Origin of the sequence: Desulfatitalea tepidiphila, from assembly GCF_001293685.1 — a bacterium.
In the GTDB taxonomy this organism is placed as follows: Bacteria; Desulfobacterota; Desulfobacteria; order Desulfobacterales; family Desulfosarcinaceae; genus Desulfatitalea; species Desulfatitalea tepidiphila.
The window spans coordinates 967,292-982,950 of the sequence record NZ_BCAG01000001.1 but is presented as its reverse complement, the minus strand read 5'-3'; the positions used below and the strand labels follow the sequence as shown (position 1 = coordinate 982,950).

The 15,659-nt window shown below is 60.2% G+C and carries 16 protein-coding genes; 8 read left to right on the top strand and 8 right to left on the bottom strand.

Features of this window, described 5'->3' with window-relative positions; all coding sequences use genetic code 11:
• The first annotated feature begins 29 nt into the window (after positions 1 to 29).
• The gene (gene mepK, locus DFT_RS04285; protein WP_054029979.1) at positions 30 to 578 is read left to right on the top strand and encodes a peptidoglycan L,D-endopeptidase MepK; all 549 of its coding nucleotides are present in this window, start codon (positions 30 to 32) and stop codon (positions 576 to 578) included.
• A gap of 53 nt (positions 579 to 631) precedes the next feature.
• On the opposite strand, the gene DFT_RS04280 is transcribed toward mepK, so the two are convergent.
• From DFT_RS04280 to DFT_RS04265, 4 genes are read right to left on the bottom strand one after another with little or no spacing between them, the layout of a single operon-like run.
• Positions 632 to 2,443: a L,D-transpeptidase family protein gene (locus DFT_RS04280; RefSeq protein ID WP_054029978.1), complete on the bottom strand. Its 1,812-nt coding sequence runs from the start codon at positions 2,441 to 2,443 to the stop codon at positions 632 to 634.
• 28 nt (positions 2,444 to 2,471) lie between these two features.
• A complete protein-coding gene (locus DFT_RS04275; protein WP_054029977.1) occupies positions 2,472 to 2,930 on the bottom strand; it encodes a ferritin-like domain-containing protein in 459 nt (152 codons plus the stop codon).
• A 59-nt stretch (positions 2,931 to 2,989) separates the two neighbouring features.
• Entirely contained in the window at positions 2,990 to 3,352 is a 363-nt protein-coding gene (locus DFT_RS04270) for a cupin domain-containing protein (RefSeq protein ID WP_054029976.1), read from the bottom strand.
• Positions 3,353 to 3,377: 25 nt separating this feature from the next.
• Complete coding sequence (locus DFT_RS04265; RefSeq protein ID WP_054029975.1) at positions 3,378 to 4,568, bottom strand: THUMP domain-containing class I SAM-dependent RNA methyltransferase; 1,191 nt, start codon at positions 4,566 to 4,568, stop codon at positions 3,378 to 3,380.
• Positions 4,569 to 4,672: 104 nt separating this feature from the next.
• Here DFT_RS04265 and DFT_RS27440 point away from each other — a divergent pair, with 104 nt between their 5' ends.
• From DFT_RS27440 to DFT_RS04230, 7 genes are all read left to right on the top strand, one after another.
• Positions 4,673 to 5,878: a DUF362 domain-containing protein gene (locus DFT_RS27440; RefSeq protein WP_083453310.1), complete on the top strand. Its 1,206-nt coding sequence runs from the start codon at positions 4,673 to 4,675 to the stop codon at positions 5,876 to 5,878.
• A gap of 248 nt (positions 5,879 to 6,126) precedes the next feature.
• A complete protein-coding gene (ssb, locus tag DFT_RS04255) occupies positions 6,127 to 6,573 on the top strand; it encodes a single-stranded DNA-binding protein (protein ID WP_054029973.1) in 447 nt (148 codons plus the stop codon).
• Positions 6,574 to 7,139: 566 nt separating this feature from the next.
• Positions 7,140 to 8,402: an ABC transporter substrate-binding protein gene (locus tag DFT_RS04250; RefSeq protein ID WP_054029972.1), complete on the top strand. Its 1,263-nt coding sequence runs from the start codon at positions 7,140 to 7,142 to the stop codon at positions 8,400 to 8,402.
• Between the two features lie 103 nt (positions 8,403 to 8,505).
• Positions 8,506 to 9,369: a branched-chain amino acid ABC transporter permease gene (locus DFT_RS04245; RefSeq protein WP_054029971.1), complete on the top strand. Its 864-nt coding sequence runs from the start codon at positions 8,506 to 8,508 to the stop codon at positions 9,367 to 9,369.
• 4 nt (positions 9,370 to 9,373) lie between these two features.
• On the top strand, positions 9,374 to 10,378 hold the full coding sequence (locus tag DFT_RS04240; protein ID WP_054029970.1) for a branched-chain amino acid ABC transporter permease: 1,005 nt from the start codon (positions 9,374 to 9,376) through the stop codon (positions 10,376 to 10,378).
• Entirely contained in the window at positions 10,365 to 11,129 is a 765-nt protein-coding gene (locus DFT_RS04235) for an ABC transporter ATP-binding protein (RefSeq protein WP_054029969.1), read from the top strand. Before DFT_RS04240 ends, DFT_RS04235 begins: the two co-directional genes overlap by 14 nt.
• Complete coding sequence (locus tag DFT_RS04230; RefSeq protein ID WP_054029968.1) at positions 11,122 to 11,832, top strand: ABC transporter ATP-binding protein; 711 nt, start codon at positions 11,122 to 11,124, stop codon at positions 11,830 to 11,832. Before DFT_RS04235 ends, DFT_RS04230 begins: the two co-directional genes overlap by 8 nt.
• Before the next feature lie 37 nt (positions 11,833 to 11,869).
• Here the strand turns inward: DFT_RS04230 and DFT_RS04225 are convergent, their stop codons facing one another.
• Genes DFT_RS04225 through DFT_RS04210 form a run of 4 tightly spaced genes read right to left on the bottom strand, consistent with a single transcriptional unit; the run spans position 11,870 to position 15,638 of the window.
• Complete coding sequence (locus DFT_RS04225) at positions 11,870 to 12,811, bottom strand: 5-oxoprolinase subunit C family protein (protein ID WP_054029967.1); 942 nt, start codon at positions 12,809 to 12,811, stop codon at positions 11,870 to 11,872.
• Positions 12,811 to 13,518 carry a 5-oxoprolinase subunit PxpB gene (gene pxpB / locus DFT_RS04220; protein WP_152971848.1) on the bottom strand — a complete coding sequence of 236 codons (708 nt, stop codon included), beginning with the start codon at positions 13,516 to 13,518 and terminating at the stop codon, positions 12,811 to 12,813. Before pxpB ends, DFT_RS04225 begins: the two co-directional genes overlap by 1 nt.
• Before the next feature lie 12 nt (positions 13,519 to 13,530).
• Complete coding sequence (locus DFT_RS04215; RefSeq protein WP_054030083.1) at positions 13,531 to 14,322, bottom strand: LamB/YcsF family protein; 792 nt, start codon at positions 14,320 to 14,322, stop codon at positions 13,531 to 13,533.
• Between the two features lie 17 nt (positions 14,323 to 14,339).
• Positions 14,340 to 15,638 carry a TRAP transporter large permease gene (locus tag DFT_RS04210; protein ID WP_054029965.1) on the bottom strand — a complete coding sequence of 433 codons (1,299 nt, stop codon included), beginning with the start codon at positions 15,636 to 15,638 and terminating at the stop codon, positions 14,340 to 14,342.
• Positions 15,639 to 15,659 lie beyond the last annotated feature (21 nt).

The window sequence follows — 15,659 nt, the reverse complement described above, 5'->3', positions numbered from 1 at the left end:
AGAAATCATAAGGATTGGAATCTGACCAGATGCTTACCTGCCATCGAAGAAAATTCATCCAGATGGGAATCGGCGCCCTGGCCGGCAGCATGCTTCCGCTCGAGGCTTTCGCCAACACAGTAAACGCCCTCGAGGCACCGCGATACCTGGCCTTTTACAATACCCACACGCAGGAGCAGGTCAAGGTCTGTTACCGTACTCGCGACGGGTACTGCGCCGATGGACTGGATGAGATCAACCATATTTTGCGGGACCATCGCAGCGGAGAGATCACGGCCATCGACACCGACCTGCTGGATATGCTGTATGCTGTCAGATGCAGAATCCGACCGAAAACACCCTTTGAGGTCATATCGGGCTACCGCAGCCCTTCCACCAATGAAATGCTGCGCCGCAATACACGAGGCGTCGCCAAAACCAGTTTCCACACCAAAGGCCAAGCCATCGACATCCGGCTGCCTGGCTACAACACCAGAAGATTGCGCGATCTATGCGTCCAGATGAAAACCGGGGGCGTGGGGTACTACGCCAGTTCTGATTTCGTCCATCTGGATACCGGCCCCGTCCGCAAGTGGTAATGGGGCCGACATCATGACAGCAGCCTGAAGAATTTCCCCACAACCCTATATTCTCAATTCACATTTCCGGAGACGCGGCCGAATCTGCCGGCTATGCCGCCGTACACTGCATGGGTCCGCCTCCTGCCGAGGGCCTTGGCCAATTCGGCATCCAGGTCGTAGATATCCTTACGAAACTGAAGCGTGCCGTCTGAATCCACCCAAGTGGTTAAATAGAGCAGGTGAACCCATATGGGTTTGGCGATATGGATCACTTCGGTCTTGCGTTGATCAAGGATCTTCCGCAACTTCCGGGACGACCAGGATGGGTCTTCTCTGATCAGATATTCGGCCAGCGCGACTGGATCTGAAATCCTGATACAACCCGAACTGAAATCCCTTTCGATCCGGCCGAACAGACCCCGATGGGGGGTGTCGTGCAAATAGACCGCAAACTGGTTGGGAAACATGAACTTAAAGCGCCCCAGGGCATTGCTCGGACCCGGTGCCTGCACGAAGCGGAAAGGAAAGTTGTTCGACCCGTATGCGCGCCAGTCGATGTAACTCGGATCGATCGGAGGGGCTTTTTCGTCCCAGCCAAAATAGACGCGGATGCCCAGGCGATCGAAGAATTCGGGATCGCCGACCGCTTGCGGCAGCATGTCCTCCACGGCAATGGTAAAAGGGACGGTCCATTCCGGATTGACGACCATGTAAGTCATCTGCGAGCTGAAGACCGGGGTGCGGCGGGCCGGTTTACCCACGATCACAGGCATTTCCAGCGACACGTGATTGTGCTCCACCACCTCCAGCCTGAAATCGGCCGTATTGACATAAATATAACGATCCCCCAGGTCGCCTGGGACCCAACGCCAACGTTCGAGATTCAATTCGATCTGCCGGATGCGCTGGGCCACCGTCGTGTTCAGGGCCTCCAGGGTCCGACGCCCCACTCGGCCGTCCGCCTTGAGCCCATGGCGCATCTGAAACCGCTTGACCGCGGCCACGAGTTCCTCATCGAAATGATCGGGCGCCTCCGGAAACTCGGTGACAGGAAGGTCGCCATCGGCCAATAAGCGATGCCGCAGCGGCAACACCCGCGCATCGCGAATGTCGGGCTCCAAGGTGTCTCCGTCCGGAACCTGCGGCCATCCGCCTTGAACCTGGATTTCACGAAGCTTGATAAGCCGGGCACGCAATTCGGCATAGCCCCGGTGAGACGGCCGCAATCGGTCGATGGCACGATCGAGCTGGGTCTCGGTGACCACCTCGTTCAGGACCTCCATCATGTCGATGGCAGGTACGGATATCACCCAGTCGTTATGCAGCGTTTGGGGGTTTATTCTGCCGCCGGAAAGGTGGGAACAATACAATAGAAACGCATCGGTGAACACGATGTCAAACTCGGCCCATTGTTCCGGCGAATGGTCGGTCAGGGAGACGCGGCCCGAACCGACGGCTTCCTGGGCGGCGATCATTGTGTCGAGATGGTAATCGGACGGATCGAGCCCGTCATCGGTGGCACTGAAGACGGCGCGGATCAAGGATAGCGCGGTGGGGCGGAGCCCCTGTTCATCGAGCCACAAGGGTTGATATTGGCGTTGGGCATAAAAGGCCGGAAGCAGCTGGATCGCACAAATCGGCTCTCCCCGACAAACAAACGCCGATGCGCCGGTTTTTTGGGTAAGCAGAACTTCTATTTGCCCGGCAATCAGCCTCATGGTTTCCGTCAGCCCGATCCGCTCTTCCTGCAGGAAACCATCTGACCAGGTAGCGTCTTCTTCAAATCGATCGGCACGGGCCGCCCGTCCGGCAGACAGGGCGGCCGCGAGAACAAACAGGACGCCGAGGGCCGTCATCTTGAATTGAAAATCGGTTCGACACATCACGGTGCGCAACAATCCTTGGTTGCGGCTACCACACTTCGGGGTAGCCAATATCCACGAAGGCGTTTTCCATCCTGGCCTTGTGTCCGCGCTCCATGGCGGCCAGTTCGAGAAACACCTTCTGCTGGGCCTCGTCATCACAGGCCTCGGCCAGCTGGGTATAGTGCCGCATGGCCCTCTCTTCCTTTTTCATGGCCAGGGCAATGGCATCGGCCGGTTTCATCTCCATGGACAAGGTTTCCGATACCTCCACGGTTTCGGACACGTGGTAGTCGGGCACCTGCGCAAAATGGATGGCCATATCCGACCGTTCTCGAAACCCCTCCAGAATCTGCCGATGTTTCTGTTCTTCCCTGGCAAATTCGAGGAACATCTCCTTGAGGAAACGGTCGGCGACTTTTTCGGCCACCTGCTGATAGAACCGGTTGGCCTCGATCTCCCCCTGGATGGCCGCGTCGAGGATTTGCTGATATGCACTTTTATCCATCGCTGGAACCCTCCTTTGCTGTTATTGGCTCATTCGATGGTTTCCCATCTCGAATCCGTTCAAGACGTCGCGTCGCGCCCCACGGCTGCGGCCGTCATATGAACCGCCAACCACACACTCTCTTCCTGGTTGTCGGTCCAGGACACGCGATGCCGCACGCCCGCTGGAATCAGCACCGCATCCCCAGGTGCCAGCACCCTTTCCACCGGGTCATGCTCAAAACACAATCCGGCACCGCCTTTGAGCAACACCACCCATTCGTCCCAATGCTGATCATACCAGAACCCGGGCGGTGAACGGTGCCCTTTGGAGACGATGCGCTCGATCTTAACCTGTGCGCCGCGAAACAGGGTCTGAGACCACTCGTCGGGCAAAACGGCCGGTATGTCCTCAAACACATTAATTTTAGATATTGTTTCCATGTAAAGCAACCTTCCTTGCATCACATCAGGCGACAATGCCCACCTGCAGCCATATCGTCAAGCCGCCATGTGATAATCGGGTGGCATGGGAACCCAACGGCAGGGTGCCGATCAGCGCCGCCTCAGGTAAAATGACTGCCGCCCGCCACCCTCGGAAATCGTCATGCAGCTTTTCGCCGATGTGCTTGTAATACCGAGGCGGCCGGCGGTCCGAAACGAGCCGTCGTCCATAGGGAGGATTGAGCACCACCAGGCCCGGCCGCCCATCGCCCAGCCAGTCGAGGGGCGGTGTGATGGAAAAAAAATCTCGGCACGCCACACGAACCGCATCGTCGAGCGCGAACCGGTCCACCGTCTCTTCCAATCCCCGGCAGGCATCGGCGTCCGTGTCGGAGGCATGGATCATGGGACGCGCCAGGGACCGCGCCTCCTCTCTGGCCGATACGGTCAAGTGGCGCCAGCGCGGCTGGCGAAACGCCGGCCATTGCATGAAAGCGAATTCCCGAAAAAGGCCCGGCGCTATCCGCTTGGCGATCAGGGCCGCCTCCAGGGAAAAGGTGCCTCCCCCGCACATGGGGTCGAACAGGGGGCGGTCCGGGTCGTATCCGGCAAGATGCAGAATGCCGGCTGCCAACGTCTCGCGCAACGGTGCCCGCGCGCCATGACGCTTTATCCCGCGCAAGTAGAGATTGGCGCCGCTGCTGTCCAAAGAGACGGTGGCCGTATCCTCTTCCAGCCGCAGATAAAGCACCTGGCCCGGGTCGGTGCGGTAGGAGGCATGACGTTGCCGCCAGAAGTCGGCGATGACTGCGGTCAACTGATCGGACACGGCCCCGGAATGGTACAACCGCGAGCGATGGGCACTCACCTTGCACAACGGCAAGCACCCCTCGGGCAAGTAACGATCCCAGGCGATGGCCGCCGCCCTTTTCCGCAGTTGTCTGAAATTGGCGGCATTAAAAGTGGCCAACCGCATCAGCACCCGGCCCGCCGTGCGCAGATGCAGGTTGGCGCGCATCAGGTCCTCCAGCCGTCCGCTGAATCCGACGCCGCCCGGGGTCACCGATAGCACGGCGATCGTGTCCGACAAACGCGCCACCTCCCGGGCGCACATCTCCTCGAGGCCGGGCGTGCACATCGCGTAAAAATCGTGCGATCGGCCGATCACATGGCGTTTGATCTGTTTTTCCAGATTGGCGGGTGGTACCGTATCCATTGGCATTTCCCAGAAAGCCCTTGATAACGACGGGTATCAATAATAAGGTGCCCCGAAATCGCCGGAGCTCTATCAGCCGCCCAAACAATTGTAAACGGGATTGAATGGCTCGCAATGAAAAGGCGTCACCCTGTAACAGAGCCGCCTCGGTTCCGACACCGGACAACATGACCAAAGTCTTCGTCAAAAAATCGGCCTACGATTCCGCCCGGATTCGATCCCAGGTCACGGAAATGCTCGACAGCATGGGGGCGGATTGGATCGCTCCAGGCGCCCGCGTGCTGATCAAGCCCAATCTTCTTCTTCCGGCCGCACCGGACAAGGGCATCGTCACGCACCCCATGATCTGCCGGGCCGTGGTGGAATACCTGCTCGACCGGGGCGCCAAGGTCCAGGTGTCCGACAGCCCCGGCGTCGGCAGCTTCCGCAAGGTCATCACCGAAACCGGCTACAAGGCGGCCCTCGAAGGGCTGGATGTCGAGCTGAAACCTTTCGAGGAATCGATCGACGTGGACATTGGCGAACCGTTCGGTCGCATCCCCATCGCCCGAGACGCGGTCGAGGCCGATCGGGTCATCAACCTGGCCAAACTCAAAACCCATGCCCAGATGTATCTTACCCTGGGCGCCAAAAACCTTTTCGGTTGCATCGTCGGCCTGCGCAAGCCCGAATGGCATATGCGCTCCGGCGTCGACCGCCAGCTGTTCGCCCGACTGCTGGTGCAGATCTGCCAGGCGGTTCGTCCGGCGTTTACCATCGTCGACGGCATATTGGCTCTGGAGGGCCAGGGGCCGGGCAAGAGCGGTACACCGCGTGAACTGGACCTGCTGGTAGGCGGTACCGATCCACATGCGGTGGACAAGACCATTTGCACGCTGCTCGGTCTCAATCCCGGCCAGCTGCTGACCAATGCCATCGCACGCGACATGGGGTTCTTCGACGGCCACGTCCACGTCAACGGGGATTTGCGTATCGTCGAGGACTTCAAATTTCCCGAACTCAACTCGCTGAGCCTGGGCCCCGAGTCGTTCAGCCGCTTCATGCGGCGTTACATGCTCCAGAAACCGGTGGTGGACAACAAAAAAATGCAAATTGTGCGGAGAGTGCTGGAGGATTTGCCCGGCCAAAGCCATCAGTCACGACACCCGGGGCATCCAATTCGATTACGATCTTTGTATCCGTTGTTATTGCTGCCTCGAAGTGTGCCTGCACGGCGCGATCCGCGCCAAAGAGCCTGTTCTGGGCCGATTGCGGCGGCGCCTGATCCGCTGATTTTTCAAGGGCAACACATCAAGCTCGACCACAATTAGGGGTTGACAAAAAGGCCCCATCCAATAAAACATGGGCCTGACAACCATTCGGTCGAACCGTTTCATTTCAACCCGAATCCCATCCGGTTGCATTCTATAAAAAAAAGCAGTAGGTTCGGCAATCCACATCCTTTGCCGAAACACCCAAGGCGCACCCGAAAGAGCCACTCGCGGCTTCGGCCCAGACCCTGCGGCCGAAAATCGGGCTACACCAAGGATCTTCAATCAACAGGAAAGGAAGGCATTTCATGGCAGGCATTAACAAAGTCATACTGGTTGGCAATTTGGGACAAGATCCCGAAATCCGCTACATGCCCGACGGCACGGCCGTGGCATCTTTCACCATCGCCACCTCGGAAACCTGGAAGGACAAGCAGACCGGCGAGAAAAAAGAGCAAACCGAGTGGCACCGTATCAAAGCCTGGCGCCGGCTCGGGGAAATCTGCGGTGAATATCTCTCCAAAGGCAGCCAGGTCTATGTCGAAGGCAAACTGCAGACCCGTTCGTGGGAAAAAGACGGAGTCACGCGCTACACCACGGAAATCGTCGCCTCCACCGTACAGTTTCTCGGCGGCCGCGGCGATTCGGGCGGGCGGCCCAAACCAGGCGGCAACCGCGGAAATTTTCCAGCGGAAGACCAGGGCTATCCCGAACCGCCCATGCAGGATGTGCCCGAGGACGATATCCCCTTCTAGCCACTCCTCGACTATTGGCGTTCAATTGACCGGTTCCATCGCATCGGCCAACGTATTGATGATTCAATGCCCCCAGTCCGCAAGTCGGTGGGGGCATTGTTCTGTTAGCCCAACCCCTATCCCGGGATCGGCCATTAAGACAACTCCCCCCTCTGTATCAACCGTCGCTCAAGGGCGAACGAACGCTCGTTTTTGGGGTTGACAGGCTTCCAGTTTTTAATTACCGTTCAGTACTGAACCCGGATTAAAAAGATAGAACATTTTGCAGTAACGCACTGCTTGGCAATCGACAACTGCATGGGACACATCACAGGAATGCTGCATCAAGGATCACATCCTGCCATAACGCCTGCCTTTTCTGTTGCAGGCGGGCCTGAAAGCGACAACCTGATATCCAAGAGATTGAGTACCATGGTACCATAACCCGAGCTATTGCCGGGGGCGCCGTTGGATCGGAGCTGCCCGACAAAAATAGTGCGACGCTGGTATGGCAAGCCGCAGCCGAAGATAACTGCAGGGGCGATCACCGGTCGCCGCACATCTCACACCAACAGGAGGGCAAGGTTATGAAAAAAATGAGGAAGTTTTCAGTGGGGCTGGGGTTGGGCATACTGGCGCTGGCGATCCTTTGCTCGGGCGCCTATGCCAAGGATGTGGTCATCGGATTCACCGGCCCGTTGAGCGGGCCTGGCGCCGGCTATGGGCGGGACAATCTCAACGGACTGCTCATGGCGGCCGACGACATCAACAAGGCCGGCGGTCTGACGATCAAGGGTAAAAAATACAAAGTCAAAATCGAAAGCTACGACGATATGATCGACCCCACCGCGGCGGTCAACAATGCCCGTCGGCTGGCGGCCCGATCCGGAGCGGTCGTGATCTTCAATCCGGTCTTCAACACCATCGCGCCGTTGATGCAGATCAACGAGCAGCCCGGCTCCGAATTCCTTATGATGGCATACAGCTCCACGCCCAAAATCGAGGAGATCCCCAACAAGCTGGCGTCCTCCATCCCGCCGCCGTTTACCGCCTATGTGCAAGCGTTCGCCGACACGGCCTGGCAGATGGGTTGGCGCAAGGGTGCCATGATGGTCACCCTGGGCGCCTACGGCGACGAGTGGCGTGAGGCCTGGAAACACCACTGGACGGAAAAGGGCGGGGAGATCCTGGCCGACAAACCGGCCAACTACTACACCGAAACCGATTTTTCGGCCCAGTTGAGCGCGGTTTTAGCCACCAATCCCGAATACCTGCTCATCGGCGGGCCCTCCGAACCCACCGGCCTGGTCATCGAGCAGGCGCGCAACCTCGGTTTCAAAGGCGGCTTCGTCCTGGTCGACCAGGCCAAGATGGATTACGTCGCCGACGTGGTTTTCAAGGGCGATCTTTCCAAGATGGACAGCGTCATCGGCGTATGCCGAGTGCTGGATTTGCCCTCCCCCGTGATCAAAAAATTCAACACCGAATACGAAACAAAATACAAGGTGCACAACACCTTTGAAGCCATGCTGAACTACTCGGCCGTGCACATCATTTTCGCGGCTATGGAAAAGGCCGGCACCATCGATGATCCCAGGGCCATCAAGGCCGCCATTCCCAGCGTGCTGCCCCAGAGCGAGTCTCAAGTGCCCACTCCCTATGTCGGTACGCTGAATCAGAAGCTGCTTGTCGCGGCCACCGTGGGCGTGATCCAGGACGGCGCCTACAAACACGCCTACCAGTACATCTGGTGGGCCAAAGACGAAGCCGCTTTTGAAAAGGCCAAAAAGATGCTGGCCGAAGGCATCGAAATCCGCTGGATGCCCATCAAGGGGTATCTGCAGGAGTAGTTTTCACCATCTGTTCGCATTCTGACACCCACCGCCGGGGAGGCATGCGCAGTCAGCGCGCCTCCCCGGCGCATTACACTGATTTCAACGAGGTGATCGTTACATGGAGCTTTTTCTGCAACAAGTGTTCAACGGCATCATGTTCGGCAGCACCTATGCCATCGTGGCGCTGGGGTTGACCCTGGTCATGGGAATCCTGAACATTCCCAACTTCGCCCACGGCCATCTCTACATGCTGGGGGGATACATCACCTATTTCTTCATGAGCAACATCGGCCTCGGCTACTGGGGCGCGCTGCTGCTCTCGGTGATCGTCCTGGGCCTGATCGGCGCTGTCATGGAGCGAATCGTCTACCGTCCCTTGAGCGACGGCCCGCACATCAACGCCTTCATCGCGGCCATCGGCGCCCTGCTGTTCCTCGAATCTCTGGCCCTGGTGGTGTGGGGCCCCCAGGGATTGCGCATCGCCAATCCGCACCCCCAGATCTACAATGTCATGGGTATTACAGTGGGGTTGCAGCGTCTGATCGTCATCGTCGGCGCCGCGGCGCTCATCGTCCTGCTGCACCTGTTCCTTAAAAAGACCCTGATGGGCACCACCATCGAAGCCGTGGCACAGAACCGGGAAGGCGCCATGCTCAACGGCATCAATGTGAACCGGGTTTCGGCCATCACCTTTTTCATATCTTCGGCCACCGCAGCGGTGGCGGCCAGTTTTCTCTCCCCTATCTTCATGCTCTCGCCAGCCATGGGGGCGATCCTGGGCATGAAAGCCTTCATCATCGTGATCCTCGGCGGCATGGGCAGCATTCCTGGCGCGATCCTCGGCGGCTACATCCTCGGCCTGATCGAAGCGCTGGGCGGCGGCTACATCTCGGCGGAATACAAGGACGTGTTCGCCTTCGGCGCCCTGATCGTGATTCTATCCATCAAGCCGACCGGCATCTTTGGCAAAAGGGAGGGATAAGACCGTGTTCACCAAGCCGATCCACACCAAGATACTCTACCTGGTTCTCCTCGTCGCGGCCCTGCTTCTGCCCTTTTATGTGCCGGACCGCTACCTGTTCCAGATCGTCATCATGAGCATTCTGTTCGCCATCGCCACGGCCTCCATGAACCTGATCATCGGTTATACCGGCCAGGCGTCCCTTGCCCACGGCGCCTTTTTCGGCATCGGGGCCTATGGCGTGGCCATCATGACCAAGGCCGGCCTCTCCTTCTGGCTGGCACTGCCCCTGTCCGCCGTCATCACCGCCTTTGCCGGGCTTTTGATCGGCGCGCTGTCCTTGCGCACGCGGGGGCACTATTTCGCCATCGTCACCCTATGCTTTGGGGTCATCCTCTGGATCGTGGCCGGCAACTGGATCGAGCTGACCGGCGGTCACAACGGCATCTTCGGCATCGCGCGCCCATCGCCCATCACCATACCGTTCGTCGGGCAGATCGAATTCAACAGCCAGACCGCCCAGTTCTACCTGGCCCTGGCCTTTCTGCTGCTCACCCTGTTCGCCCTCAATCGCATCGTCTATTCGATCCTGGGCCTCACCTTCATGGCCGTGCGCAACAACGAGCCGCTGGCCGATGCGGTCGGGATCAACACCTTCGCCACCAAACTGCTCTCGTTCGTGGTGTCCAACTTCATCGCCGGCATGGCGGGCGGCATCTACGCCAGCATCATCGGCGCGGTGGGGCCCAGCGCGGCCAGCCACATGGTCACCTTCAACTTCCTGATCTACCTGATCCTGGGCGGCATCGCCACCTTGCCCGGCGCGGTCATCGGGGCCTTCGCCATCCCCATCATCATGGAGTTCATGCAGTTCCTCGGAGATTATCGCATGCTGATTTTCGGTCTCCTGCTCGTGGTGGTCATCATTTACTTCCCCCAGGGATTTGTCGGCGGCCTGCGTTTGCTGAACCAGAAGATCGCCGCCTGGCGTCAATCCAGATCAACGGAGGCCGGCCATGTTAAGCGTTAAATATCTCACCAAACGGTTCTCCGGCCTCACGGCGGTCCAGGACCTGAGCTTCGAGGTCGCCCAGGGACAGATCCTGGCCATCATCGGCCCCAACGGCGCCGGAAAATCCACTGCCTTCAACCTGATCACCGGCACGCTGCCGCCCACTTCCGGCAAGGTGTTCATCGACGACCAGGACATCACCGCCATGAAACCCTACCGCATCGTCACCAAGGGCGTGGCGCGGACCTTTCAGACCACCAGTCTCTTCGATCAACTGCGCGTCATCGACAATCTGATGATCGCTTATAAATGGCGCACCCGGCTCGGTTTCTGGAACACCTTGCTGCACACGCCCAAGTGGAAGGACTTTCAGACCGAAGCCTTCCTGCGCGCCATGGAGGTCCTCGAATTTCTCGGCCTGACCGACAAGGCCGAGCACTTCATCCCCACCCTCTCCCAGGAGGAGCAGAAACGACTGGCCATCGGCATCGCCATTGTCAGCAAACCCCGACTCCTGCTGCTCGACGAACCCACCGGCGGCCTGATCCATGAAGAGACCGATCGCATCACCCAGTTGATCCATCGCATCCGCGACGAGCACGGCATTACGGTGATCATCATCGAACACAAGATGCAGATGATCATGGGCATGGCCGACCGTATCGTCGTACTCAACTTCGGAAAGAAGATCGCCGAGGGAACCCCCGAGGAAATCAAGACCAACCCGGCGGTGATCGAAGCCTACCTGGGAGGTGAAGCGAATGCTTAAGCTGGAGCGTGTGCATACCAAAATCGGCGACCTGCAGATCATTCACGGCGTCTCCCTGGAGATCCAGAAAGGCGAGTTTGTCGCATTGCTGGGCAGCAACGGCGCCGGCAAGACCACCCTGTTCCGCACCATCGCCGGTGTGCTCAAACCCACCACCGGCACCGTGACGTTCAACGGCGCCCCCATCCACCGGCTGCCGGTGCACAAGATCGTGGCGCAGGGCCTGGTGCTCTGCCCCCAGGGCCGCCAGCTCTTCCCCGAACTGTCGGTACGCAAGAACCTGCTGCTCGGCGCCTACCCGCTGCGCAACGACAAGAAGAAAATTCAGAAAAACATGGATCGCGTCTACGAGCTTTTCCCCATTCTCAGGGAGCGAAGCCAACAGGCCGCCGGCACCTTCAGCGGCGGCGAGCAGCAGATGCTGGCCATCGGCCGCGCTTTGATGAGCGAGCCGAGCATGCTGCTGCTCGACGAGCCCTCGGTGGGATTGGCGCCGCTGATCGTCCAGCAGATCGCCGAGATCATCTCCAACGTCAACCGCGAGATGGACACCACCATCTTCCTCTCCGAGCAGAACGCCAACATGGCCCTGCACATCACCGAGCGCGGTTACGTGCTCGAGAGCGGGTGCTGTGTTCTCACTGGCGAGTGCCAACAGCTGAAAAATGACGAAAAGGTTCGCAAGGCCTACATCGGCGCCTGATGGGAAACTGCTGATCGAAGTCTTCCTGATCGAAGTCTTATAGCTCGTCCAGAACGTCCCGCATGTTTTGCAGGTAGGCGGCCCACTCCCGGTAGAGGGTGTGGGCCCTTTCCAGGGTGACCGGGTGAAAACGGATCTGGTCGCCCGGACCGACCTGGGCGATTTTGAAGAGATCGGCGGTGACCACCGTGGCGATTTTGGTGTAGCCGCCGATGGTCTGTTCGACCATCAGGATGATCGGCTGGCCGTCGGGCGGCACTTGGACATTGCCGGGAATGCTCGGTTCCGAGATGATGCTCTGGGGCGCGCCGCCATCGCGCGCCACCGCCGGCCCGGTCAGGCGGTAGCCCATGCGGTTGGCCTTGTCGCTCACCGTGTAGACCGATGAAAAGAAGGTCTCCAGACCTTCGGTGAAACAATCGTCCTGGGGGCCGGGAACGGCCCGCAGGTGGATCAGGGTGTCATAGAGCGGTACCCAGGGCAGCCGCCGCGGCCGTGCCAGCAGCCGGACGGGTCCGCGCGGTAGCAGGTCGCCGGCTTTCAGTGCGCGGCCTTCGATTCCGCCCAGCCCGGCGCTGACCAGAGTGGAACGGCTGCCCATCTCCGGGGTCACATCGAAGCCGCCGCTGACCGCCAGATAGGCGCGGCAGCCCCGCTCGGCCTGCCCCACCTGGATGCGATCCCCCTTCCGTACCCTTACCGAAGCCCACTGGGGCACCGGTCGGTCGTTCACGCGCAGGGGCATCTGCGCGCCGCTGAGGGCGATGTCGGCCGTGCCGAGGGCTTCGAGCAGCGGCCCCAGGAAAGCGATCTCCAGGGTGGCGCAATCGGGCTCGTTGCCCACCAGCAGGTTGGCGGCAGTGTGCGCCATGGGGTCCAGGGCCCCGGAAGGGGGCACGCCCATGTGCTGAAAGCCGAATCGTCCCAGGTCTTGAATGGTCGTATAGGGACCAGGCGCATGGACGCGAAACATCTCCATCAGGCCCCCTCCTTTTCCCGAATCCGGTGGTACGCATCCGCGGAGATGGCCACAAACCGCAGGCTGTCGCCGGTTTGATAGAGAAAAGGCGACGGCCGGCGGGCGTCGAAAATCTTCAGGGGGGTGCGCCCGATCAGGCGCCATCCGCCCGGACTCTCCAGGGGATAGATGCCGGTCTGGGCCTCGGCGATGCCCACCGAACCGGCCGGCACCGCGGTGCGCGGGGTGGCCAGGCGTGGGGTGTGCAGCCGCTCGTCGAGCCCGCCCAGGTAGCAGAATCCCGGCGCGAAGCCGATCGTGTAGATGTGGTAAGGCCGTGCCGTGTGGATGGCGATGACCTGCGCCACGTCGATGCCGTTGTGGTCGGCCACCTGGCCGATGTCCGGGCCGAAGTCGCCGCCGTAGCAGACCGGTATCTCTACGGTACGCGGAGCCGGCACCTCCACCGCGTTCAGCTTCTCTTCCAGACGGTTCAAACTCTCCTGCAGGACGGTCGGCGACGTGACCAACGGATCGTAGACCACGGCCAGCGATCGATAGGCGGGAAGCACCAGTTCGACGCCCACGGGCTGCGCCTGGCGCAGCAGCTCGGTCATGGCACGCACCTTTTCGTTGATGCGCAGATCCACCCGATCGCCGTACTCCACCAGCAGCACCCGGTCGCCGCTGTTCCGAAAACGCGCCTCCATGAACAATCCTTCAACCATGGAATCGACGCCTCACACCGCCTGCCGGCGCAGCACCTCGGCCATGGAGACCACCTCCACGCCGCCGCCGGCCAGTTTCCTCCGGATGTGCGCAGCCAGATCCACGGCCGCCGGCGTGTCGCCGTGCACGCAAAGGGTGTCAGCCGCAAGGTCCAGGACCGAGCCGTCCTCGGCGATGATCCGCCCCTCGGCGGCCATCATCAAGGCGCGGTCGGCCACGAGTGCCGGGTCTTTGATCACCGCGCCCGGTTTGCGGCGCGACACCAGGGTGCCCTCGGCTGTGTAGGCACGGTCCGGAAAGGCTTCCAGCGCCACCCGCAACCCCGTTTCGGCGGCGATCTCGCGCAACCGGACCCCGTTGCGGCCGGCCAGGCCCACCAGGATCAACGCCCGGTCGATGGCGGCCACGGCCTCGGCGATGGTGCGGGCCAGGGCCTCGTCGCCCACGGCCAGGTTGTAGAGGGCGCCATGGGGTTTGACATGCTGCAACTGGACCCCGGCCGCATCGCAAAAGGCGCGCACGGCGCCCACTTGGTAGATGATGTAACTTCGGATCTCATCCAGGGTGCAGTCGAGGTTGCGCCGGCCGAAGCCCATCAGGTCCGGAAAGCCGGGATGGGCGCCCACCGCCACCCGATTTTCACCGGCCAGACGCACCGTACGGCCGAGCACCATGGGGTCGCCCGCGTGAAACCCGCAGGCGATGTTGGCCGAAGTAATGTGGGCGATCACGTCGTCGTCCCGGCCCACGGTGTAGGCCCCGAAGCTCTCGCCCATGTCGCAGTTGATATCCACGTACTTCATGATCATTTTCTCTTTCTCTACTTCATCATCTCCGGCAATACCAGCACGATCTTGGGAAATAAGGTCACCATGGCCGTCGTCATGCACATCAGCATGAAAAAGGGAAAGGCCGCTTTGGCGATGGTCAGAATGTCCTCCGCAGTCAATCCGCTGATGACAAACAAATTGAAACCCACCGGTGGGGTGATCTGGGCCAGTTCGATCATCAACACCAGGTAGATGCCGAACCAGATCGGATCGAACCCCACCACCTGGATCAACGGCAGCACGATGGGCGTGGTCATGACGATCATGGAGAACCCGTCGAGCAGGCATCCCAGCACCAGGTAGAGCAGGGTCAGGATCAGTACCAGCATGTAGGCCGACAATCCCAGCTGGGTAACGAACATGGTCAGTTCGCGGGTGATGCCCAGGTAGCCGATGGCCACGGAAAGATAGCCCGCGCCCATGACGATCATCATGATCATGCAGCTGGTGCGGACTGCGCCGGTGAGACTGTCGACAAACACCTGCCGGTTCATGCTGCGCGTCAGCAAGGCGAAAAAGAAGGCCCCCACGACGCCCACGACCCCGGCCTCGGTGGGCGTGGCCCAGCCCTGGTAGAGGCTACCCAGCACCACCAGGATCAGCAACGCGACCGGGGCGATCTCCTTGAGCCCCAGCAGGCGACGCTTCCAGCTGTAGCGATCGGCGGCGGCCGGCGCCAGCCGCTTGTTCAGCAGGCAACGGATCATGATATAACTGCTGAACAGCCCGGCGATCAAGATGCCCGGTATGATGCCGGCGATGAACAATTTTCCGATGCTCACATCCCCGATGATCCCGTAGACCAGCATCATCATGCTCGGCGGGATCAAAAACCCCAGGGTGCCGGCCCCGGCCAGGGAGCCGACCGCAAGCGGGCCGTTGTAACCGCGGCTCCTCAACTCGGGTACCGTAATCTGGCCGACCGTGGCCGTGGTGGCCGCCGACGACCCGCTGACCGCCGCGAAAAAGGTGCAGGCGATGATATTGACATGCAGCAACCGGCCGGGGATGGCATCCATCCACGGCGCCAGCCCGTTGAACAAGTTCTGGGAAATACGGCTGCGGAACAGGATTTCGCCCATCCAGACGAACATGGGCAGTGCAAGCATGGCCGATCCGCTGGTGTTGTTCCACACCGTGTTGCTCAAAATCAGCCCGAAAGGCACATCGGTAAACAGCACCAGACCGCCCATGCCGATCAGGAAAAGCGAAATGCCGATCCAGACCGTGCCGCCGAGAAAAACCACCAGCAGGATGAATAAAGTCAAAGAAACCGTTGCCAGATCCAAAACAGCGCTCCTTATTTATCG

Excerpts from the sequence above, each read along its gene's own strand:
- mepK (WP_054029979.1), top strand. The coding sequence starts at position 30 with ATGCTTACCTGCCATCGAAGAAAATTCATCCAGATGGGAATCGGCGCC.
- DFT_RS04280 (WP_054029978.1), bottom strand. The coding sequence starts at position 2,443 with ATGTGTCGAACCGATTTTCAATTCAAGATGACGGCCCTCGGCGTCCTG.
- DFT_RS04275 (WP_054029977.1), bottom strand. The coding sequence starts at position 2,930 with ATGGATAAAAGTGCATATCAGCAAATCCTCGACGCGGCCATCCAGGGG.
- DFT_RS04270 (WP_054029976.1), bottom strand. The coding sequence starts at position 3,352 with ATGGAAACAATATCTAAAATTAATGTGTTTGAGGACATACCGGCCGTT.
- DFT_RS04265 (WP_054029975.1), bottom strand. The coding sequence starts at position 4,568 with ATGGATACGGTACCACCCGCCAATCTGGAAAAACAGATCAAACGCCAT.
- DFT_RS27440 (WP_083453310.1), top strand. The coding sequence starts at position 4,673 with ATGGCTCGCAATGAAAAGGCGTCACCCTGTAACAGAGCCGCCTCGGTT.
- ssb (WP_054029973.1), top strand. The coding sequence starts at position 6,127 with ATGGCAGGCATTAACAAAGTCATACTGGTTGGCAATTTGGGACAAGAT.
- DFT_RS04250 (WP_054029972.1), top strand. The coding sequence starts at position 7,140 with ATGAAAAAAATGAGGAAGTTTTCAGTGGGGCTGGGGTTGGGCATACTG.
- DFT_RS04245 (WP_054029971.1), top strand. The coding sequence starts at position 8,506 with ATGGAGCTTTTTCTGCAACAAGTGTTCAACGGCATCATGTTCGGCAGC.
- DFT_RS04235 (WP_054029969.1), top strand. The coding sequence starts at position 10,365 with ATGTTAAGCGTTAAATATCTCACCAAACGGTTCTCCGGCCTCACGGCG.
- DFT_RS04230 (WP_054029968.1), top strand. The coding sequence starts at position 11,122 with ATGCTTAAGCTGGAGCGTGTGCATACCAAAATCGGCGACCTGCAGATC.
- DFT_RS04225 (WP_054029967.1), bottom strand. The coding sequence starts at position 12,811 with ATGGAGATGTTTCGCGTCCATGCGCCTGGTCCCTATACGACCATTCAA.
- pxpB (WP_152971848.1), bottom strand. The coding sequence starts at position 13,518 with ATGGTTGAAGGATTGTTCATGGAGGCGCGTTTTCGGAACAGCGGCGAC.
- DFT_RS04215 (WP_054030083.1), bottom strand. The coding sequence starts at position 14,322 with ATGAAGTACGTGGATATCAACTGCGACATGGGCGAGAGCTTCGGGGCC.